The sequence below is a fragment of the Sphingopyxis sp. genome (genome assembly GCF_035944815.1).
GTDB lineage: Bacteria > Pseudomonadota > Alphaproteobacteria > Sphingomonadales > Sphingomonadaceae > Sphingopyxis.
Genome location: NZ_DASZAU010000009.1, coordinates 727,074 through 749,710, shown reverse-complemented (window position 1 = coordinate 749,710; position 22,637 = coordinate 727,074). Strand labels below are relative to the sequence as shown.

Sequence of the window (22,637 nt, the reverse complement as noted above, 5' to 3'; positions counted from 1 at the left end):
AAGGGGGCGGGTCGGCGTCGATCAATTCGCCGCCGCGAATTCGCGCAGCATCTGCTTCGCGATCTGGAGCTGCAGGATCTGCGTCGTACCTTCGTAGATGCGATAGATGCGCGCATCGCGGAAGAAGCGCTCAGCGTCATATTCGGCGAGATAGCCCGCGCCGCCATAAACCTGCACGCAGGCGTCGGCGACGCGGCCGCACATTTCGGATGCGAAGACCTTGAACGCTGCGGCCTTGCGCAGGACATTCTCGCCCGCGTCGGCGCGGCGCGTGACATCCTCCATCATGCATTCGGCGGCGTAGATGTCGATCTCGCTCTGCGCGAGCATCTGCTGGATCAGCTGGAAGTTCGCGATCGGCTCGCCGAACGCCTTGCGCTCGGTCGCGTAGCGGACCGCGCTGTCGAGCGCGCGGCGGGCGTAAGCCGTGGCGGCGGCGCCGACCGACATACGGCCGTTGTCGAGGCTCATCATCGCATAGGCAAAGCCCTTGCCGAGTTCGCCGCCGAGCAAAGCCTCGCCGCCGACGCGGACATCCTCCATGATGACGTCGGCGATATGGCTGCCCGACTGGCCCATCTTCTTGTCCGACTTGCCGATGGTGATGCCGGGGGCGTCGAAAGGCACGACGAAGGCCGAGACATGCGCGTTCTTGGGCAGGTTTTCCTTGCTCGTCCGCGCCATGATCAGGCCGACCTTCGCAAAGGGCGAGTTGGTGATGTAGCGCTTGGTGCCGTTGAGCACCCAGCCGTTGTCGGTTTGCGTCGCGGTGGTCTGAAGTCCCGCCGAATCCGATCCCGAGCCGGGTTCGGTGAGGCCGAAGCAAGCGATTTCGCCCGCCGCGACGCGCGGCAGCCATTCGGCCTTCTGCGCCTCGGTGCCGCCATTTTTCAGCGCCGAGGCGAACATGCCGATGTTGATCGAGATGATCGAACGGAACGCCGGCATCGCATAGCTGATCGTATGGATCGTCCTGATATATTGGCTGACGTTCATCCCCGCGCCGCCGAACTCCTCGGGGATCGTCAGGCCGAACAGACCCATGTCGCGCATTTCAGACAGAATATCGTCGGGAATCGCGTCGGCCTCGATAATCTCCTTTTCCGCGGGGAGCAGGCGATCGCGCACATAGCGTTCGAGCTGTTCGATGAATTGATCGAAGACGTCGCCGTCCATACCGGGGTTGCTCATGGCCTGTTCCTCAAATCGGGTCGTAGGGAAAGACGTGCGCCGAAACCTCGTCGGCACGCGCGAAATCGGGACGGAAGGCGGGAATCAGCTCGTTGGCGATCGCTTCTGCTGTCCAGCCCTCGAGCTTCGCCATCGAACGCACGGGACGCGGTTTCGAAAAGAGCAATATCTCATTCTTGCGGACGCTGAAAATCTGGTTCGTGACGTCCTGCGACAGGTCCGACGCCAGATAAGCGACGAGCGGCGCGATCTTGTCCGCCGACATCGACTGGAGCCGCTTGACGCGCTCCTGTTCGGCGGGCGTCGTCGCGGGGATCGACGATGTCATGCGGCTCCAGGCGAAGGGTGCAATGCAGTTCGAGCGCACCCCGACGCGCGCCATGTCGAGCGCGATCGATTGCGACAGCGCAACGACGCCGAGCTTGGCGGCCGAATAATTGGCCTGCCCGATGTTGCCGATGAGGCCGCTGGTCGATGTGAAGTGGATGAAGCTGCCCGACTGCTGCTCGCGGAAATAGGGCGTTGCGGCTTTCGAGACGTTGAAGACGCCGGTCAAATTGACCTCGATGACGCTCTTCCAGTCCTCGTAGCTCATCTTGTGCCAGATCGTGTCGCGGAGGATCCCGGCGTTGTTCACCACCGCGTCGATGCGGCCGAACTTCGCGACCGCATCCTCGATGATGCCTGCGGCTTCCTTGGGATCGGCGACATTGCCGAAATTGGCGGCCGCCTTGCCGCCCGCAGCGATGATGTCGTTCGCGGTGGTTTCGGCCGGGGCCGCATCGCCGCCGTCGCCCGCCTGCGCCACGCCCGGATCGTTGACGATGACTGCAGCGCCCTCAGCCGCGCAGTGCAGCGCCAGTTCGCGCCCGATCCCGCGCCCCGCGCCGGTGATCGCGACGACCTTTCCGTCGAGACATAAGCTCATGGCCCTTCTCCCATCCGATTCCCGTTCAGAGCGCGATATGGTCTTACGGCAGACATTTCAACATCAGGAATTGTTTTTTCATATATATGAAACTATCGCCCGATTAATGACCGGCCCGGTACGCTCTGTTTCGCAGGCTTTTGCAATTCTCCGCCTGCTCGCGGATTCGAGGGCCCTACCCCTGTCGGACATTGCCCGGGCGACCGGGCTCAGCCCTTCGAGCTGTTTGAACCTGTTGAAGACGCTCGCGGCGGAAGGCGCCATCGAGCGCGAAGCGGGCAAGAAGCGCTATCGCATGACCTCGGCATGGCTCGCGACGCGGATATTGGCCGACGATCGGGCGATGCGGCTCATCGATCGCGCCCGGCCGGGCATGGCGCATTTTGCGCAGACGCACGAAATGGCTGTGGGATTGTGGCGCATTGTCTCGCGCGACCGGATGCAACTCGTCGTTCATGCGGAGAGCGACGCGGGGATGCGGCTGGCACTCGCCGACAACCAGCGCCAGCCGCTCGGCGCGGGCGCTGCAGGGCGCGCGATCGCTGCGGCGCAGGCCATCGACAAAAGCGAACTCGAGCGCCGCTTCTTGCCGGTTCGCTGGCAAGCCGTCCTGCCGTTCGCGCTGTACGCGCAGCAGGTCGACGAGGCCGCGAAAATGGGATTCGCCCTCGATCGCGGCTATGCGCATCGGGGAGTCTATACGGCCGCGGTCGCAATGACCGCGATCGCCCCCGGCTTTTGCTTGACCGCATCGTGCGTCGCCGGATCGCGAACCGACGGCGAGCTCGAAACGCTCGGCACCGCACTCGTCGCGCTGGCTTGCGAGCTGGTCCTGCGTTCCGACTAACACCCCGGAAGCGCATGGTTGTAGACTGTCAGCTTTCGGCCGCGATTTGCCAGAAGCTCACGTCGGCAAGGTGGAGGCTTGCTCCTTCGAAGGCATTTCGAAAGGCCGCTTTGACCTCGACCACCGATGATATATCCCTGATCCAGGGGGGGATAATATCATGACCGCACTCGACCGCGACGATTGGCAGGCGATCCAGGAGCTATTCGATGAACTCGTCGACCTGCCGCCGGATGCCCAGACCCAAAGACTGGCGGCATCGACGCGCGCACCCGAAATCATCTCCGCCGTCCGCGGCCTGCTCACCGCCTCGCGCGGCGAAGGAATCCTCGACCTGAGCCCGCCGCAACTCGGTGCGGAAGCGACAATGGTCATCTATACCTCGCTTGCCGCCGGACAGGGCATCGGCGGGTTCGAGATTGAGCGGCTCATCGGCCGCGGCGGGCTGGGCGAAGTCTATCTCGCACGCCGCGCTGGGGCAGACTTCGACCAGCGCGTCGCGCTGAAGCTGCTGCGTGTCGACGCCGCCGAGCGCGCCGAAAGCTTCGCGCGCGAACGCCGGCTGCTCGCGCGGCTCGATCATCCAGGCATCGCGCGGCTGATCGACGCAGGGGTGGCGCACGACGGGCGGCCCTATATCGTCATGGACTATGTCGACGGCGAACCCATCGATGCCTGGTGCCGCAGCCATGCCGCCGATCTCGACACCCGCCTCAGATTGTTTCGCGAGACCTGCGAGGCCGTCGCCTATGCCCACGCCAACCTCGTCGTCCACCGCGACATCAAGCCGTCCAACATCCTGATCGACCCCGCCGGCAAGCCGCGCCTCGTCGATTTCGGCATCGGCAAGCTGCTCGACGACAGCGCCGCGCTGCCTGCCACGACGCAGGCGATGCTGACGCCCGACTATGCCGCGCCCGAGCAGCTCGACGGCGACGAGGCGACGGTTTCGACCGACGTCTATGCGCTCGGCGTCGTGCTCTATGAACTCGTCAGCGGCAAGAGTCCCTGGCGCAGCGAAAAATCCTCGGTCCCCGCGATGATCCGCCGCATACTCTATGAGGATGCTGCCCTCCCCAGCCGCGCGGCCGCGGGCGCGACGCCGGTCCCGGCGAGCAAGATCGGCGGCGACCTCGATGCGATCGTGATGAAGGCGATGCGGCGCAACCCGGCCGAACGCTATCTGAGCGTCAGCGCGCTGGCCGAGGATGTCGCGCGCCACCAGCAATTCCTGCCGGTACAGGCGCGCGACGGATCGACCCGTTATATGGCCGGGCGCTTCCTGCGCCGCTATCGCTGGGGTGTCGCGGCGACCGCCGCGGTGCTCGCCGCGCTGCTCGTCGGCGCCGGTGGCATCGCGTGGCAAGCGCGCGCCACCGCGATCGAACGCGACGCCGCCTTGGCCGAGGCCAAAAGGTCGGAGGCGATCAACCGCCTGCTCACCGTGATGTTGCGTGATACCGCCGCAACCGACGAGGGTCAGACCGCGACGGTCAAGCAGATGCTGGACCATACTGCCAACAAACTCGCCAATTCGCTCGACCATAGCGCGGAATCGGCTGTTCTCGTCAGCACGCTGTTCAATCTTTACGTCAATCTGGAGGACAATGCCGGCTCCTACGCGCTCGTCAGCCGCGCGCTCGAACGCGGCGTCGGCAGCGACAGCCCCGCCGCGACCGCCGATCTGATGGTCAAAAAGGCGGCCGCCGCGGCCGTGATCGGCAACACCGACGAAATGCCGAAGCTGCTCGCCTATGCCGAACGCGTGTTCACGCCCGATCCGGTCCGCTACCGCCTGGAGATCGTCGAACTGAAACAGGCGCAGGCGCAATATCTGCGCCGGACCGGCAAGACCCAGGAAGCGATCGACCTGCTCGTCGCGACCCTCCCCGATGCCGAGGTGGTGTGGAAGGAAAACCACCGCGACGTGATCGCCATCTACAACAACATCCTCGTTTACATGATCGAGACCAGCCAGCTCGACGCGATGCCGCCGATCTTCGCGCGTGCCGATGCCCTGATCGCGCGGTCGGACGAAAAGAACAGCCCGTCCGACCTCAATATCCGGCAGTTGAAGGCGCTGCGCCTGATCCGGCTCGGCAAACCCGCCGAGGCCGAGCCGCTGCTCCGCGGCATCGTGGCCCAGCGCCGCGCCACGCTCGGGGAGTCGGCGGGGCTCGCGGTCGACCTCGTTCAGTTGAGCCGCGCCCAGGTTCCGCTCGGCAAATATGCCGACGCCCGCAAGGCGCTCGAAGAAGCCTATCCGATGGCCGCCGAAAATCTTTCGCCCAAGGCGATGCCCACGATCATCATCGGCGCCTCGCTGGCCGAAGCCCGCGCCGAAACCGGCGATATCGCGGGCGCGCAGGCGCTGATCACCCAGTTGCAGCCGTTATTCGATGCCGTGCCGCCCGGCGTACCCACGGCCGTGCTCGGTCGCGCCCGCGCCGTGCTGCGGTTGAAACAGGGCCGGATCGCCGAAGCGCGCAAGGAAATCACTGCGGCCGAGGCGCTGTTCCGCCAGGCCGGGCCCGGCGGCGAATCCTATCTCAAATCGGCAGAAACGCTGCGCAAACGGATCGACGCGGCGGGCTAGGCCGCCGCCATCTCCTGGTGGATCCAGGCGCGCGCCTGCACCCACCAACGGCGCACGGTGCGGTCGGTGACGCCCAGCACATCCGCGGTCTCGCGCTCGTCCATCCCGGCAAAGAAGCGGCAATCGACGACCTGCGCCAGATTGGCATCGAGACGCTTGAGCCCCTCGAGCGCGTCGCCAAGCTTCAGCACCTGCTCGTCCTCGGGTACCGCGGCAGCGAGTGAATCGAGGCTTTGGGTGAAGCTGTAGTCGCCCGCGCCGCCGCGCTTCGACGCGAGCCGCGCACGCGCGGCGTCGATCAATATGTGTCGCATCGCGGTCGCCGCGCAGGCGAGGAAATGCGACTGGCTTTCCCAGCCATCGGCGCGGCGCAGTTTGACATAGGCTTCGTTGATCAGCGCCGTCGTCTGCAGCGTCTGCGGCCCACCGGCGCGATAATGCTCGCGCCGCGCGATGGTCCTGAGCTCGTCGTACAGGGCTGCCACCAGCGCATCGGCCGCTTTCGGATTTTTTTCTGAAGAGGGCGTGTCCGGTTCGATCGACTTTTCCCGTCTTACCTTTTGCCGAAAGCTTTGGCGTCCCGATTTTATGCGGGCGCACCAAGGCTTTGGCAAGCGTGATCGCCGGCCCGCCGGAATCGCGCACGGGGGGCCGAACACGCCGCACGAGCGACGCCCCCAAAGGTCGCGTTTTTCATCGCAGCCGCCTGCGGGCGGCGAGGACAAGGGGACTACCGATGCGCAAGACCAGCAAATTTCTTCTGACCGCCGCGCCCGCAGCGCTCGCACTATCTCTGACGATGGCCGCCCCGGCACAGGCCGAGCAGGTTCAGTGCGATTCGACCGCCGAAGCGCCGGCAGGCAGCGTCCCCGGGACCGATGCCACCGTCTGCGGACCGGGTGCGGTCGCGCAGGGCAATCAATCGGTCGCGATCGGCGACGAAGCCGTAGCGATCGCCTCGCAGGACATCACGATCGGGGCCGGCGCGAATACCGGTACCGCTGGCGGCGTTCCCCTGACCTCGCGCAACACCGCGATCGGCCAACAGGCCTTCGCGACCGGCGGCTCGTCCATTGCCATTGGCGATCGCGCCAATGCGGAACGGCTCGATACCATCGCGATCGGCTTGACCTCTTCGGCAGAGAGCGTGGCGAGCGTCGCGATCGGTCGCAGCGCAAAAACGGATCTGCTGGGCAGCGTATCGCTCGGCGCTCAATCCAGGGCCATCGGCCAAGGGGCCGTGGCGCTCGGCGGCGGCGCCAATGCCGACGGCCGATTCTCGACGTCGGTCGGCCACAACTCCCGCGCCGTGGACAGCAGCGTCGCGGTGGGGGAAACGTCGCTCGCGCGGGGTCCCGACACCATCGCCGTGGGCGCCCTGTCGGACGCCAACGAGGATCGCGCCATTGCGATCGGCAGTAGTGCGGTGTCGAACGGGGTCGGCAGCATCGTGCTCGGCTATGACACCGAAGCCCTGAACATCGGCGGCATCGCGATTGGCGCCGAAGCCAAATCGACCGCCGACGACGCGGTCGCGATCGGCCGCCTCAGCGAAGCGTCGGGATCGAACAGCTTTGCGTTCGGCGTCGTCAGCAAGGCGATCGGGGATTTCTCGATCGCTTTCGGCGTCGGCGCGGAGACCGAACAGGCGGGTGCGGTTGCGATCGGCGGATCGTCGATCGCCAATGGCGTCGATGCGGTTTCGCTGGGCAACCAGAGCCTCGCTGGCGGCCTCGGCGCGATCGCGATCGGCGGCAACGCCGTCGCGGGGAACCAGGGCGCCCCCGCGACGATATTCAGCGGCGCCATCGCGATCGGCAACAACGCCAAGAATGAATTCGCCCAGTCGATCACTATCGGCGACGGTGCAAAGGGCAACGGCTTCGGCAACATCGTGATCGGCGGCCGTAACTCTGCGGACGAGGAAAGCGCGTCCGCGGCCCTGTCGGACGGGATCGCGATCGGCCGGTCGGCGCAGACCGGCGGCGTGTCTTCGATCGTGATCGGCCATGAATCGACGACGAACAATAATTTCACGACCTCGCTGGGCAACAATACCAGCAATTTCGGGCAGTGGGGCACCGCGCTGGGCGATCATGCCGTTGTCGGCGTCGGTGCGACCAATTCGGTCGCTCTCGGTGCCGATTCGGTCGCGGATCGCGCGGGAACCGTGTCGGTCGGGTCGAGCAACGGCGGGCGCCAGATCGTCCACGTGGCCAGAGGCACCGAACTGAATGATGCGGTCAACCTCGCGCAGCTGAACGAGGTCGCGGCGAACTCCGCCTATCTGCGCGTCAATAGCACGGGCGGGACGACGACGGCGGGCGGCGACGACGCGGTCGCGCTGGGCCGGAACAGCTCGGCGGGCGGCGACAACGCCATCGCCATCGGCCAGAGCGCGTCCGCAGGAGGCAGTTCGGCGGTGTCCTACGGCGCCGACGCGTCGGCATCGGGCGACAAGGGTAGCGCCCTCGGCGCCGAAAGCATCGCAAGCGGCGAAGACAGCACGGCGGTGGGCTATATCGCTTCGGCCGGCGGTATCGGTGCGGTGGCGGTCGGGTCCAACGCCAGTGCGACCGGCGACCAGTCGCTGTCGGCCGGCATGGGGGCGCAGGCCAATGCGATCAATTCGACCGCGATCGGCAGCGGCGCGGTCGCCGACGGGATCAATTCGATCGCCCTCGGCCATGCGTCGGAGGCGCTGGAAAACAATGTCGTCTCGGTCGGGTCGGAGTTCGTCAAGCGGCGGATTACCAACGTCGATACCGCCATCGCAGCGAATGATGCGGTCAACCTTGCGCAGCTCAACAATGCCATCGCCGGCGTTGCGGCGGGCAACAATCCCTATGTCGGTGTCGGCGGCGGCGGTGCCGCGGCGCAGGCGATGGGCGATGACAGCTTCGCCGCAGGCGCCGGCGCGCAGGCGATGAGCGACGGCGCGACCGCAATCGGCGCGGGTGCGGTCGCGCAGGACGGCAAGGCGACCTCGATCGGGTTCGAGAATGTCGCATCGGGCGACGGCGCAGTCGCGATCGGCGATCCCAATATGGCGACCGGAACCGGCGCCGTGGCGATCGGCGCCGACAATACGGCCACCGGCACGGCCGCCGTAGCGCTCGGCAATCTGAGCATTGCGAACGGCAATTCGACCATCGCCGTCGGCGACCAGGCGAATGCAGCATCGGAAGGCAATATCGCACTCGGCGGAATTTCGCAGGCGACGGGCACCCAATCGATCGCGATCGGTCCCGACAGCCGGGCGACGGATGCGCATGCCATCGCGATCGGTGCGTTCAGCCGCGCGACCGCGCTGGACGCTGCGGCCTTCGGCTGGGGCGCCCGTGCAACGGGCATTGGCTCGACAGCGACCGGCACCTTTGCGGAAGCGAGCGGAGAACGCAGCACCGCCACCGGGCGCGACAGCATCGCGAGCGGAATCGGGGCGACGACGACGGGCAATTTCAGCCGCGCCACCGGGCTCAACAGCACCGCCACCGGCACCGGCGCCCAGGCGACCAGCGAGAACGCCACCGCCACCGGCACCGCGGCCTTTGCCAGCGGAACCTTTTCGACGGCAACGGGCAGCGTCGCGCAGGCGACCGGCAGCCGCAGCACCGCGACCGGCGATTTCGCGCGCGCGACCGCCCTGCAAGCGACGGCTTCCGGTTCGGGAAGCCAGGCATCGGCGATGGACGCCACCGCCACCGGCTTCATCAGTGTCGCGAGCGGCATCGGTTCGACCGCGACCGGCACCTTTGCGCAGGCGATCGCCGAACGCGCGACCGCGACGGGCCGCGACAGCATCGCCAGCGGGATAGGATCGACGACGACCGGCAATCTCAGCCGTGCGACCGGACTGAACAGCACCGCCACGGGTATCGGGGCGCAGGCGACCGCCGAAAGCAGCAGTGCCACAGGTTCGGGCGCCGTCGCCAGCGGCGGCTTTTCGACGGCCACCGGCAGCTTTTCCCAAGCCGCGGGCGGACGCAGCACCGCGACGGGCGACTTCGCGCGAGCGACTGGGTTGCAGTCGACCGCCAGCGGCGCGGGCAGCCTGGCATCGGCGATGGACGCAACGGCCACGGGCTTCGTATCGGAGGCCAGCGCCGAGGGCGCCACCGCGGCGGGCACCTTCGCCCGGGCACAGGCACTCCAGAGCACCGCCGTGGGCCGCGACAGCCTTGCCAGCAGCGATTTCGCGACCGCCCTGGGCAGCGATTCGCAAGCGACCGCGCTAAACTCGGTGGCGCTCGGCAGTTTCTCGATCGCCGACCGCGCCAACACCGTTTCGGTCGGTGCCGCGGGGACGGAGCGCATTATAGCGAATGTCGGCGCCGGCACCGCCGCGACCGACGCGGTCAACCTGGCACAGCTCAACGCCGGGCTCGCCGGGGTCGCCGCGGGCGCCAATCCTTATGTCGCGGTGAACTCGACCGCAGCCAACGCCCAGGCAGGCGGCCTGAAATCGATCGCGGCTGGCGGCGGCGCAGAGGCGACAGGCGACGGCACGGTTGCGATTGGCGAAGAAGCCGCTGCCTCGGGCGCATCGGCGGTCGCGGTCGGCGAAAATGCGACCGCAGCGGGCGCCTATGGCATCGCGATCGGCGGCGGCGACCTGATCCCGACGCGCGCCAGCGGCGATTTCAGCATCGCCATTGGTTCGCAATCGGCGGCCGCCGGCCGAGATTCCATCATGATCGGCAATATCGGTGGGGCCCTGCGCGACGATTCGATCGCAATCGGCGCCGGCGCCTTTGCCATCGCCGACCGCTCTACGGTGATCGGGGATGCCGCCACGGCCACGGCGCTCAACAGCGTCGCGCTTGGAGCCGGTTCGAACGCCGATCGCGCCAACACGGTATCGGTCGGTTCGGCGGGGAACGAGCGCGTCGTAGCCAATGTCGGCGCGGCGACGGCAGGCACCGACGCGGTGAACCTCGATCAGTTGAACGGCGCGATCGCGACGCAGACCGCGAACACCGCGGCGGCGCAGGCCACTGCCGATACCGCGCTGGGCAATGCCGCCACCGCGCAAGGCACGGCAAATACCGCGCTCGCCAATGCCGCAACGGCGCAGACGACCGCCGACGCCGCGCAGGGTACGGCCAACAGCGCCGTGGCCAATGCTGCGGCGGCACAGGGTACCGCCGACACGGCGCTCGCCAACGCCGCCACGGCGCAGTCCGCCGCGCTCGCGGCGCAGGGCACGGCCAACACCGCGCTGATCAATGCGGCGACAGCGCAAGGTACGGCGAACACCGCCCGGCTCGAGGCGGCAAATGCGCAGGCCACCGCCGACACGGCCCGTACAGAAGCGGCGGCGGCGCAGAGCCGCGCCGACGCCGCCTTCGCAAACGCCGATGCGGCGCAGGCGACCGCCGACCAGGCGCTCGCGGCGGGGCAGGCCAACGCGGCGGCCGCAGCTGCCGCGCAAGCCACCGCCGACACCGCCCGCAACGAAGCGGCGACGGCGCAGGCGCAGGCCGACACCGCGCGCGCCAATGCCGCGACCGCGCAGGACCGCGCCGACGCCGCTTTCGCCAGCGCAGGCGCGGCGCAGACGACGGCAAATACTGCGCGTAGCGACGCTGCGGCGGCACAGCTGACCGCGACGACGGCGCGGTCGGAAGCCGCTGCGGCTCAATCGACCGCGAACACCGCGCTCGCCAATGGCGCCTATTTCCGCGCCAACAGCACGGGGCCGGGACCGCAAGCGACGGGCGTGGACTCGATCGCCGTCGGCCCCGGCGCGGTCGCCAGCGGCAACCAGTCGGTAGCGATGGGCGCCAACGCCCGCGCGATCAACGGCCAGGCGATCTCGATCGGCGCGGGGAATACCGCATCGGGCAATGGTGCGGTGGCGATCGGCGATCCGAATATCGCAACCGGGATCGGCGCCGTCGCGATCGGCGCGAACAACAGCGCGGTCGGCACCGGCGCGGTGGCACTGGGCAACGGCAGCAGCGCGACCGGCGACGGAGCCGTGGCGATCGGCAACGGCGCAGTCGCCAGCCGCGCCGGGCAGGTCGCACTCGGCACGACAACGAGCACCTACACGCTCGCCGGAATCGGATCCGCGGCGAGCAATGCTGCGCAGAGCGGCGCGCTCAAGTTGCTGACCACCGACGCCGCGGGCAATCTCGGCACGGCGGCGCTCGATATCGCGACGCTGGGCGGGCTGCCCAACCGGGTAAACCTGCTCGAACGGCAGACGACGGCGCTCAGCGAACGGACGCTGGTGCTCGAACGCCATGCGGTGCAGGCGAACGGCGGTATCGCGACCGCGATGGCCATGGGCGGCACGATGATCGTCCCCGACAGCGACGTATCGGTCTCGTTCAACCTTGCCACCTATCGCGGAGAGCAAGGCTTCTCGGGCGCAGCAGTCGTCCGTCTGGCTCCGCGCGTCTATGTCAGCGGCGGCATCGCGGGTTCGACCGTCAAGGGTTCCACCGGCGGCCGCGTCGGCGTTGCCTTCGGCTTTTGATGATCGATATCTCCGTTCCCGTCGCCGGGAACGGAGATGGCCGGTTGAAGACTGTCGGCTTTCCAGCGCGGAATGGCAGAAGAGGCCCGCAGGCAAAGCTCGCCAAACCCCTTCATTCCTATAGCGCTGGCCGCAAACCGCGGGCCGTGCCCCGACCGATCACCTGCCGCGCTTCAAGGAAGCCGATGTCACCGTCATCCGCAAATGCACCTCGGTCCGCCATTCGGTGTCGGCAGTGAGGAAGGGCGTCGACATGATCAGCATCGACGGCTTCGAATGCGCGGGTCACCCCGGGGAGGACGATGTCGGGCTGGTGGTGTTGCTGCCCGCGACGGTCGATGCACTGCCCGACACCCCGATCATCGCCTCGGGCGGCATGGCCGACGGGCGCAGCCTCGTCGCCGCGCTCGCACTCGGCGCCGATGCGGTGAATATGGGCACGCGCTTTTGCGCCACGGTCGAGGCGCAGATCCACCAGAATGTGAAGCAGCGCATCGTCGATGCGACCGAAACCGACACAGTGCTCGTCGGCCGGACGTTGCGCAACACCGCGCGCGTCGCGAAAAATGCGGTATCGGTCGAGGTCGCCGAAATCCAGCGCGACCCGACCAAGAGCTTCGACGACGTCAAGCATCTGATGGCGGGCGTGCGCGGGCGCGAGAATGTCCTGCGCGACGGCGACGTCGACGGCGGCATCTGGACCAGCGGCCAGAGCCAGGCGCTGATCCACGACATCCCGACCTGTGCCGAGCTGGTGAAGAAGATCATGGCACATGCTGAAGCGGTTCGGGATCGATTGAGCTAATCCAAAAGGCATCACCTACGTAGGTCGCTCATGGCCGGTTCCGGACGGCCCTCTTTTGGCGCCGAGACGGCAGAGAGCAGCCCCTTGTCACCTCCGCCGACACCAGTGGGGGTTAACTTTCGAGACGGGCGACCGATGAAGGAACGCGCGAAGTCTTACGCGATAATTCGCGCACTGAGCATCCATCGGACGATTCCAGGTCAATCCAAAAATATTATGGGGTTGCCGGGAGGCGACGTACCGGCGACCCCCTGCTTCGCGCTCATGTTTTTTCGGCACGCCCCCGCCATCGGAAAGCACCGATAAAATTTAAAACGTAAGCATTTAAAACATGAACTAGAGACTGTAACTAACTTCAGATTCGATTCGAATAATCCATAAAACTCGTCACATGATGACAAGTTCCAATGCGCAACTTAAATGAAATATATTTGAATCATATCTGTCACGGTGCGGAGATAGCTCCGGGAAATCGAACCATCCGTCTTAATTTGAGACAGGATAACTTTTTCCGAGTCGAGGGCTTTCCATTCCGATTTAACTGAATATTAACTCCGCCCGGGTCGCGAATCCCTTGCCAATCAGGCTGGGGTGTCATGGAAGCATTCTGCCTGGGGGGGCACGTGACTCGCTACGTACGATATTTTGCTGCAGCTGCGGCGGCGATGATTTTTGTGCCGATGGCCGCGGCGCAGGATCTGGTCCACGAACCGATCAGTCCGACCTTTGGCGGCAATCCGTTTAACTCGAACCATATCCTCGGAACTGCAACTGCGCAGAATGACTATCGCGACCCGCGCGCTACGAGCTCGTCGTCGCAAGCCGATATCTTTGCGCGGCAGCTCCAGTCGCGATTGCTCTCATCGCTTTCTTCACAGATCGTCGACGCCATTTTCGGCGACAACCCGCAGGAAAGCGGCACGATCAGCTTCGGCGGCCAGACCATCGACTTTTTCCGTTCGCTCGACTCGGTGACGCTCACGATCCGGAACGACGATACGGGCGAGGAAACGAAGATCGTCGTGCCGCTCTTCGTCGAGGTGCAATGATGCGCGGCGCCCTGAAAATTGCGGCCGCCCTGCTTTGCGCGGCTCCGCTCGCGGGCTGCATGACTGTCGGCAAAAGCGGTCGCGACACGTTCGCGCAGAGCACCAGCCTCGCCTATTTCCCGAAAAAGACGCAAACGCAGCTCCTGCTCAACGACCTGCCGAAGCCGCAGCGGCAGGTTGCGGTCGCGGTCTATGGCTTCACCGACCAGACGGGACAATTCAAGCCGACCGAGGCCGGACAGACGCTGTCGCGCGCGGTGACGCAGGGCGCGAATTCGATCCTCGTCAAGGCGTTGCAGGATGCGGGCAGCCGCTCGTGGTTCACGATCGTCGAGCGCGAACGGCTCGATAATCTGCTGAAGGAACGGCAGATCATTACCGAGATGCGCAAGCGCTATCTGGGCGAGGAGGAGCCCGATCGCAAGGCGCTGCCGGCACTATTGTTCGCGGGGGTCCTGCTCGAGGGCGGGATCGTGGGCTATGACACCAATACCGTGACCGGCGGCGCGGGTGCGGCGTTTTTGGGCATCGGCGCGCGCACCGAGTATCGACAGGATACGGTCACCGTCTATTTGCGCGCGGTGTCGGTGCGGACCGGCGAAGTGCTGACGACGGTAACGGCATCGAAGACGATTGCGTCGCAGGCGCTCGGCGCGAGCGCCTATCGTTTCGTCGCCTTCAAGGAATTGCTCGAGGCCGAATGGGGCATCACCAGCAACGAACCCGATCAGGTGGCCCTCCAGCAAGCGGTCGAGAAGGCCGTGTACGCGCTGGTGATGGAAGGGGTCGAACTCGATCTCTGGAAATTTCAGGACATGAATCTCGCAGGGCCGCTTCGCGACTATTATCGCCGCGAACGCGACGGCCTCTATGAGGCGCGCGACGTGCAGGAGGCCGTCGAAAAGGCGGGCTCGCTGTCGGCGCTCAGGATTGTCGAAGACAAGCAGCAGGAAAAGGAGGGTTCCTGACCGAGTATAGTGGGGGGCGGGTGAATATCTCCAGGCCGGCCCCGAAAAATAAGTCGTTGGAGAAAGGGCACGCAAAGAAGCGGTAACTTCGATGCGTGCGAATATTAGGCTGCGATAACCTGAAAACGCTCGGCGTCTCCTGCGCCGTGGCGTGTTCGTTATCGCCTTTTTAAAAAGGTGATGCAATCATGAAAAGCGTATATCTTACCGCCGTCTCGGCCGTCGCGCTTGCGATTTCGGCCCCGGCTTTCGCACAGACCCAGTCGTCGAACGTCGACCAGATCGGCCTCGGCAACGATGCTACGGTGAGCCAGCTTGGATCGAACAGCAGCGATCTCGACCAGACGGGTAACGACAACGTCGCGACCGTCACGCAGGACGGCGCCAACAACTCGGTGATCACGCAGGACGCTCTCGGCGCCGGCGCTTTCGTCACCCAGACCGGCTCGGGCAACGAATCGACGATCGATCAGGACGACGCATCGACCAACAATTCGATCAACCTTCCCGAAGATCCCGAAGCGACGGTCGTGCAGAACGGCACCGATAACGTCTCGAACGTCACGCAGGCGTCGGTCGCGCCGAGCTTCAACCTCGTCGGCAACGCCACCCAGACGGGCGATCTCAACGATTCGAACATCGAGCAATATGCGAATGGTCCGGGCTTCACCGGCTCGATCCGCGCCAACGTCACGCAGACCGAGGCGGCGATTTCGGACGTGATCCAGTCGGCGACCGGCGACAATGCGAAAAATCTGTTCGCGACGGTCAACCAGAGCGCGTCGACCTCGATCGTCAACCAGACCGCGACCGGTGTCCAAGCGGCCGGCGCGACGGCGGTCGTCAACCAGGAGGCTGGTTCGATGTCGACGATCGACCAGACGATCGACGCCAACAACGCCGGCAACCTCTACGCCAACGTCCGTCAGGACAATGGCGCGATCTCGACCGTCGAACAAAATGCCTTCGGCGATGGCTCGAACAACGCCGATGCGAACGTCATCCAGAATGGCGCGAGCAGCTCGTCGATCACGCAGACCTTCGACAATGTCGGCGCGAACACCTTCGCGGCGACCGTGACCCAGACCGGCGATGCTCACTCGTCGATCATCACGCAGGATGACAAGGCTCCGCTCAACCAGGCCGACGCCAATCTCTTTGCGACCGTCGTCCAGACCGGCGAAGGCAATAGCTCGACGATCGATCAGGACAATAAGGGTGCGACCGCGACCGTTACCCAGGCCGGCTTGAACAATGGTTCGTCGGTGATCCAGGACGGTGCGGGCCTCACCGCCGACGTCTTCCAGGCGAACGAGAATAACGACTCGTTCGTGACTCAGGTCGGCGCCCTGAATTCGAGCGTCGATGTCGAACAGCTGGGCGAAGGCGGCACCTCGACGGTCAATCAGGTGCAAAATGCCCGCAACGACACGGCGATCGTACGCCAGCTCGCCGGCTCGATCGGAAACGAGTCGACGATCAACCAATATGGCGCGGTCCCGAGCGCACCGGCGCTCAATCTCGCCACCGTCGAGCAGGGCGGCGAAAGCAATGAATCGCTGCTGACGCAGGCCGGCCTCGATAACGTCGCCTTCGTCGGCCAATATGGCATCGACAACGAAAGCGTCGTCAACCAGACCGGTCTCGATGGCGGCAACAGCGCCACCGTCAACCAGTATTCGGACGGCAATTATTCGAACGTGATGCAGAATGGCGCCGGCAACGTCGCCGTCGTGACCCAGGGCTCGGCGCCCTCGGCCAACTAAGTGGTTTGAAGGGGTGAACTGCACCACCCCTTCTACTCCCGGCGGGCCGGTACTCATGAGGGAACCGGCCCGTTTCGGATGAATACCGACGACAAGACCGCGCAATGGAGCGGCGGAGAAAGGAAGACCCGATGCCGATCGTCAGATTATCGCTCAAGGCCCTGTTCGCGCTGTTTGCCATTCATTCGGTCGCCGCAGCAGAGCCCATGGCTGCGCTCGTCGTTGCCGAACCAATAGGTGAAAGCGGCGCCTATATCGCCCAGATCGGCGCGGGCAACGAGGCGTCGATCGAGCAGGCCGAACCGGGTGCCCGCGCGTCGATCGCCCAGGACGGCAACGGCAATCGCGCGACGATCGTCCAGAAGGGAAGCGGCGAGCATCGCGCCGAGCTCGGCCAGGCGGGTACCGATCATGTCGCCGATATCGCGCAGGATGGCAGCGGGCAGAATTTGCTCGCGATCCTCCAGGCCGGCGGTCAAAACCATGCCGAAATCCGTCAGTATAATGGCGGCGGCTTCGCCAATGCGGCGGTCGCGAGCCAGCAGGGCCAGAATAATGTCCTCGCGCTTGTCCAGGACGGCACCGATAATCAGGCGCATCTCGTGCAAAATGGCGACGGCAATGCTATGTCCGCGTTGCAATCCGGCAATTTGAACCGGCTGGATTGGACCCAGAATGGCAGCGGCCTGTCCGACCTGCACATCGAGCAACAGGGCGGCGCCGCGATCCAGCTCATCCAGAGCAACGGTCCCGGTAACTAGACGCAAGGAGGTTCGATTGGCGATGCTGTTGTTGACGATATTGCTCTTCGCCGAACCGGTGTCGACCGCCATCGACCAGCTTGGCGCCGACGATCGCGGCGAACCGATCGAACAGGTTGCGAAAAGTGGAAACTCCGCCTTTGTCGAAGACGGGCCAGCGCCCGAAAAGCCCGGCGGTGAGGTTCTTCAGCTGTCGGCCGCCGATAATGAAGTTTCGCTGGGTCGGGTCGAAGGTATCGATCGCTGCAGCGCGGAACTTCTTTCCGCCGACGACAAAGCCTATTGCAACCGGCGTATCGAGACAAGGTCGGCGGAGTTCCGATCCGACCTCGCAGCGCCGCTCAGCCTCGAGCAGAAGCTGGTCGGCGAACGTCTCGTGCCGCTTCGCGGTATCGAGAATGCGGCGCGCACCAGCGACGCGTCGGCCAAGGACAGCGATGTTCAGGCACTCGCGTCGATCGCGCTGACGCCGCCATCCATCACCACGCCACCGGGTGATCCGGCCGCGCCGGGCAATCTTTCGACGGAAACGCAAGCACTTATCGACGCCATTGTCACAAAGCTCGCCGGCCCAGGCGACAACTGATCTGCGCAGCCCGGCCGTGTGGGGCCCGCGGCATCATGAAGCAGGAGGGCTGATCATCGGCTGACAATTTCGACCCGCGTCCGCGCGCAGCGTGGCCGGTTGCGGACCGTCGCCCTTTGGGAACAGAATGCGCTATAGTTGCCGTATCACGCAGGCGCGTGCCAACGACAAATGGCGCCATAGTATCCAACTCGGCAATGAGCTGTTCAACGTGCAATAGCCATCATCGAAAATGACATCGCGCCCGCGCGGGTTGGCGGGTCAGTATATGTACCCGCGACTACTCACCTTGGATCGACGAATCCCGGCCAGCGGCGCATATAATGGATGAAGGTGTCGCTTAGCCCTTCATTGCGCAGGTGCTGCACCGATACCGGAAGCTCGGGTGAACGATAGTCCGGATCGCGGCGCACGCGTTCGGGGAAATCGTGGCGCAATATGGCGGCACGGCCGATAACGGCGAAGTCGCACCCGGAATCGAGCACCCACGACGCATCCCCGGCGTCCATCACCTTCCCCGCCGCGCCAAGCCGGACGTTCCCGCGCGGAAGATCGGTAAAAAAGCTCACCAGCGAGCGGCCCTTGAACCGCTCTTCCTCGGGTTCCTTGCGGACGTCCCACAGCGACATGTCGAGATAGTCGATCTTTTCCTGCCGCAGCACTTCGGCCGCGACGTCGCGGATTTCTTCCAGCTCCAGCCCGAACCGTTCAGGCGAAAGCCGCAGGCCAAGCTGGAAGTCGGGGGCCGTCGCCGCGCGAATGCCGTCGATGACCTCGAAGATGATCCGCGCGCGGTTTTCGATGCTGCCGCCATAAGGGTCGGTCCGCCGGTTGCTCGTCGCCGACAGGAATTCGGCGAGGATATAGCCATGCGCGCCGTGAATCTCGACGCCGTCGAACCCCGCCTGTTCGGCGCGCCGCGCGCCCGCGATGAAATCGTCGCGCAGCGCCTCGACCTCGGCTTCGGACAGCGCGCGGACGTTGCGCTCGGGCACCTCCGACGGCGCGACCGGGGCCGCGATCAGCTCGGGCTCGGCGCGGCTCCCCGCATGATGCAGTTGCAGCGACGAGAGCGAACCCTGCGCCCTGATGGCGGCGGCAAGCGCCGACAGGCCCGCGAGATGGTCGTCGGCAAAGACGCCGAGTTGCCCCGTGAAGCCCTGCCCGACCGGCTGGACGTGCGAGGCGGCGGTCATCGTCATTGCGAAGCCGCCCGCTGCGCGCATCTCCAGCCAGCGATGCTCCTCATCCGACAGCGTGCCGTCGGCATGGCTCTGCCGGTTGGTCAGCGGCGCGAGCATCAGCCGGTTCTTCATCGGCGCCCCGCGCGCCAGCGACAGCGGCTCGAACAGCCTTGCGGACGACATATCGCTCAACTCCATATCGGGACGCGGGTGCCGGACCTATCGCAGCGTGAAGCCGCGATAGCCGTCCGCCGCCGCGTCGGAACAGATTTCGCGATAGCGGCCAAGTCCGCCGATGTAGACCGGAAAAGTGCGCGGTTTGCCCGGCACATTGGCGCCGGTGTACCAGGTGTTTGCGGTCGGGTAGAGCGACAGCGATCCCAGCGTCGTCACCTTCTGCATCCAGCCGTCTTCGGCATCGGCATTCGCCTCGATCGAGCGCAGGCCGTCGGTTTTCATATGCTCGATACAGTCGCAGACCCAATCGACATTCTGTTCGTTCAACAGGATAAAATTCGCCAGCGCCGACGGGCCGTTCGGACCCGCGATGACGAACAGGTTCGGAAAACCCTCGATCATCAGGCCGAGGTGCGAGCGTCCGCCGTCGGCCCATTTGTCCTTGAGCTTGCGCCCGTCGCGGCCCTCGATATCGATCGACAGCATCGCACCGGTCAGCGCGTCATAACCGATCGCGGCGATGATGATATCGACCTCGACCTCGCCCTCGGCGGTACGGATGCCCTTTTCGGTGATCTCGACGATCGGATGCTCGAGGCAATCCTTCAGCGTCACATTGTCGCGGTTATAGGCTTCATAATAGCCGGTATCGAGGCACGGGCGGCGCGCAAAGATCGGATAGCCGCGCGGGGTCAGCCGGCGCGCGGTGTCGGGATCCTTCACCACGTCGGCGATCTTGCCGCGCGCGAACTCCGCGACGACCTCGTTCGCCTCGCGATTGGTGAGCAGGTCGGAGAAGAGGCCGAGGAAGGACAGGCCGCTGTGCGCCCAGGCGTCTTCCATCAGCTTCTCGCGCTCGGCGGGCGTCACGCTGAACACCGGGCGGTGGGTGATCGGACGCACGCCGCCGGTCAGCGAGTGGCGTGCCGCGGCGCGCAGCCCCGGATAATGCGCCTTGATGTGCGCGACATAGTCGTCGTCGAGCTTGCGGTTGCGCATCGGCAAGGTGAAGCTCGGCGTGCGCTGATAGACGTAGAGATGTTCGGCCTGCTCGGCGACCACCGGGACGATCTGGATGCCCGACGATCCGGTGCCGATCACCGCGACGCGCTTGCCCTTCAGGTCGACGTCGTGATGCGGCCATTTGCCCGACAGATAGAGCTCGCCCTTGAACTTTTCCGCGCCGGGAATGTCGACCTGCTTCGGCACCGACAGCGGGCCGGTCGCCATCAGGCAATAGCTCGCCTCATAGACATCGCCGCGATCGGTCTCGATCCGCCACAGCGCCGCCTCTTCGTCATAGTGCACCGCGGTCGCGCGCGTTTCGAAGCTGATGTCGCGTTTGAGGTCGAGCTTGTCGGCGACGAAGCGTGCGTAGGACAGGATTTCGGGCTGCGCCGCGAACTGCTCGCTCCACGTCCACGCCTGCTGGATCTCGTCCGAGAAGGAATAGCTGTAATCGATGCTCATCACGTCGCAGCGTGCGCCGGGATAGCGGTTCCAGTACCAGGTGCCGCCGACATCGTCGCCCGCCTCGATCAGATGGACATCGAGCCCCATGCCGCGCGTGCGATGGAGCGCATACATGCCGCCAAAGCCCGCGCCGATGATCAGCGCGTCGAGACGACGGGGAGAGGTTTCGGTATTTTGATCAGCCTGTTGCATGCTCTTCTTTCCGGGGAATGTCGGTTCTGGCGCGACGCGGCTCAGCCAGCGTCGATGCGCGCGCGGGCGATATCCATGCCGCTGCGATAATCGCTCTTGCCGCTCGCATGGCGCGGCAGGACGGCGACGCGGATGATCGTGCGCGGCTGTTTATAGGCGGCAAGGTCGTGCGACAGCGCGGCGCGCAGCGCCTGATCGTCGGGCGCGTCGCCCGCCTCGATCAGCGCAGTGACGACGCTGCCCCATTTGGGATCGGGCAATCCGAACACCATCGCGTCGGCGACGCCGTCGACGCGCTTCAGCGCCTCTTCGACCTCTTCGACAAAGACCTTTTCGCCGCCGGTGTTGATGCACATGCTGCCGCGCCCCAGCAGGCGGAAACGCCCGTCGGGAAGGCGTTCGGCCATGTCGCCGGGGACCGCATAAGCCTGCCCGTCGATCGTGCGATAGACGCTGGCGGTCTTTTCGGGATCGCCGTGATAGCCCGCGCCGAACGGCGGGCGCCGCGCGAGCCAGCCCGATCCGATTTCATCATCGGCGAGCACGCGGCCCGTCTCCTGATCGACGATCACCGTCTGCGGCCCCGCCTCGAACAGCCCGGTCGGGGTCGCGCGCTCCTTGTTGGTGATCGCATAGCCGAAGCCCGACGCTTCCGACGCCCCGAGGATGTCGAGCAGGGTGAGCTGCGGCAGCGCTTCGAGCAGCGCGCCCTTCACCTGTTCGGACCACATCAGCCCCGCCGACGAGATCAGGCGCAGCGCCGACAGGTCCCAGCGCCCCGGATTGGCGAGCAAAGTGTCCGCCATCGGCCGCGCAAAGGCGTCGCCGACGATCAGGATGCGCGTAACCTTGTGCCGTTCGGCCTCGCTCCACAATTCCTCGGCGCTGAACCGGTCCGACGGCAGCAGCACTGCGGTGCCGCCGACCAGAAGTTCGGCAAGCGAGCTGTTGAGCCCCGCGCCGTGCATCAGCGGACAGGCGGGCATGACGCGCCCGGCAGTGCCCTTCAGCACCTGCGCGATATGATCGTCCATGCTCGCGGGGGTCGAGACCGCAACCGGCGATTCAAGCTGCGAGCGGCGCGCATCGGCCGAGCGCCACATCACGCCCTTCGGCCGCCCGGTGGTGCCGCCCGTATAGAGAAGATAGCCGTCGTCGGGCGAACGTTCGATGCCCAGCGGCGACGCATCGCCGTCCGATACGACGGCGTCATAACCACCCTCGCCCCCGATCTGGACCGCATAAGTCAGATGGTTGATCGCCCCGCCGGTCAGCGGAGCGACGACGGGCGCGAACTCGTCCTGATAGAAAAGCCCCGCCGCCTGACAATCGCGCAGGACATATTCGATCTCGGACGTCGTGTAGCGATAGTTGAGATTGACGTGCGTCAGCCGTGCCTTGAACGCCGCGGCCGCAATCTCGATGAACTCGGGAATGTTGCGCGCCAGGATCGCGATGCGCGCGCCGGCGTGCAGTCCCGCCGCGAGCATCGCGCGAGCCAGCCGGTTCGAGCGTGCGTCGAAATCGGCCCAGTAAGTGACCTGGTCGCCGCGAATGATCGCCGGACGATCGCCCGGCACATGCGCCGCGGTCGCGTCCAGCAGGTCGCCGAAATTCCAGTCCATGA

14 protein-coding genes and 1 pseudogene are annotated in these 22,637 nt (G+C 65.5%); 9 read left to right on the top strand and 6 right to left on the bottom strand.

Translation table 11 applies throughout. From position 1 onward, the window contains the following. Positions 1-21 precede the first annotated feature (21 nt). Positions 22-1,191: an acyl-CoA dehydrogenase family protein gene (locus VGU00_RS14225; RefSeq protein ID WP_327469559.1), complete on the bottom strand. Its 1,170-nt coding sequence runs from the start codon at positions 1,189-1,191 to the stop codon at positions 22-24. Positions 1,192-1,201: 10 nt separating this feature from the next. Continuing rightward, the gene (locus tag VGU00_RS14220) at positions 1,202-2,119 is read right to left on the bottom strand and encodes an SDR family NAD(P)-dependent oxidoreductase (RefSeq protein ID WP_327469557.1); all 918 of its coding nucleotides are present in this window, start codon (positions 2,117-2,119) and stop codon (positions 1,202-1,204) included. Between VGU00_RS14220 and VGU00_RS14215 the strand changes: the two genes are divergently transcribed. Next, the gene (locus VGU00_RS14215) at positions 2,016-2,966 is read left to right on the top strand and encodes a helix-turn-helix domain-containing protein (RefSeq protein ID WP_327469555.1); all 951 of its coding nucleotides are present in this window, start codon (positions 2,016-2,018) and stop codon (positions 2,964-2,966) included. The genes VGU00_RS14220 and VGU00_RS14215 overlap by 104 nt on opposite strands. Positions 2,967-3,126: 160 nt before the next feature. Further along, positions 3,127-5,562 carry a serine/threonine-protein kinase gene (locus VGU00_RS14210; protein WP_327469553.1) on the top strand — a complete coding sequence of 812 codons (2,436 nt, stop codon included), beginning with the start codon at positions 3,127-3,129 and terminating at the stop codon, positions 5,560-5,562. Here VGU00_RS14210 and VGU00_RS14205 read toward each other — a convergent pair. After that, positions 5,559-6,176 (bottom strand): ECF-type sigma factor, encoded by a 618-nt coding sequence (locus VGU00_RS14205; protein ID WP_327469551.1) that lies wholly within the window; start codon positions 6,174-6,176, stop codon positions 5,559-5,561. The two genes, VGU00_RS14210 and VGU00_RS14205, sit on opposite strands and share 4 nt — an antisense overlap. A gap of 122 nt (positions 6,177-6,298) precedes the next feature. Between VGU00_RS14205 and VGU00_RS14200 the strand changes: the two genes are divergently transcribed. From VGU00_RS14200 to VGU00_RS14170, 7 genes and pseudogenes are all read left to right on the top strand, one after another. After that, complete coding sequence (locus VGU00_RS14200) at positions 6,299-12,049, top strand: hypothetical protein (RefSeq protein WP_327469549.1); 5,751 nt, start codon at positions 6,299-6,301, stop codon at positions 12,047-12,049. Between the two features lie 151 nt (positions 12,050-12,200). Next, positions 12,201-12,854: pseudogene (locus tag VGU00_RS14195) on the top strand (NAD(P)H-dependent flavin oxidoreductase); the annotation flags it as partial. Between the two features lie 665 nt (positions 12,855-13,519). Next, positions 13,520-13,903, top strand: coding sequence for a curli assembly protein CsgF (locus tag VGU00_RS14190; RefSeq protein ID WP_327469547.1), 384 nt, complete (start codon positions 13,520-13,522; stop codon positions 13,901-13,903). Positions 13,904-13,962: 59 nt separating this feature from the next. Next, the gene (locus tag VGU00_RS14185) at positions 13,963-14,871 is read left to right on the top strand and encodes a CsgG/HfaB family protein (protein ID WP_327469545.1); all 909 of its coding nucleotides are present in this window, start codon (positions 13,963-13,965) and stop codon (positions 14,869-14,871) included. 188 nt (positions 14,872-15,059) lie between these two features. After that, positions 15,060-16,637 carry a Curlin associated protein gene (locus VGU00_RS14180; RefSeq protein WP_327469543.1) on the top strand — a complete coding sequence of 526 codons (1,578 nt, stop codon included), beginning with the start codon at positions 15,060-15,062 and terminating at the stop codon, positions 16,635-16,637. Positions 16,638-16,768: 131 nt separating this feature from the next. After that, positions 16,769-17,398 carry a hypothetical protein gene (locus VGU00_RS14175; RefSeq protein ID WP_327469541.1) on the top strand — a complete coding sequence of 210 codons (630 nt, stop codon included), beginning with the start codon at positions 16,769-16,771 and terminating at the stop codon, positions 17,396-17,398. Between the two features lie 16 nt (positions 17,399-17,414). Continuing rightward, positions 17,415-17,984 carry a hypothetical protein gene (locus tag VGU00_RS14170; protein ID WP_327469540.1) on the top strand — a complete coding sequence of 190 codons (570 nt, stop codon included), beginning with the start codon at positions 17,415-17,417 and terminating at the stop codon, positions 17,982-17,984. A 284-nt stretch (positions 17,985-18,268) separates the two neighbouring features. On the opposite strand, the gene VGU00_RS14165 is transcribed toward VGU00_RS14170, so the two are convergent. The 3 genes from VGU00_RS14165 to VGU00_RS14155 are packed head-to-tail and all read right to left on the bottom strand — an operon-like array spanning position 18,269 to position 22,635. Continuing rightward, the gene (locus tag VGU00_RS14165; protein WP_327469538.1) at positions 18,269-19,351 is read right to left on the bottom strand and encodes an NADH:flavin oxidoreductase; all 1,083 of its coding nucleotides are present in this window, start codon (positions 19,349-19,351) and stop codon (positions 18,269-18,271) included. 36 nt (positions 19,352-19,387) lie between these two features. Continuing rightward, positions 19,388-21,010 carry an NAD(P)/FAD-dependent oxidoreductase gene (locus VGU00_RS14160; RefSeq protein WP_327469536.1) on the bottom strand — a complete coding sequence of 541 codons (1,623 nt, stop codon included), beginning with the start codon at positions 21,008-21,010 and terminating at the stop codon, positions 19,388-19,390. A 41-nt stretch (positions 21,011-21,051) separates the two neighbouring features. Next, the gene (locus tag VGU00_RS14155; protein ID WP_327469534.1) at positions 21,052-22,635 is read right to left on the bottom strand and encodes an AMP-binding protein; all 1,584 of its coding nucleotides are present in this window, start codon (positions 22,633-22,635) and stop codon (positions 21,052-21,054) included. Positions 22,636-22,637 lie beyond the last annotated feature (2 nt).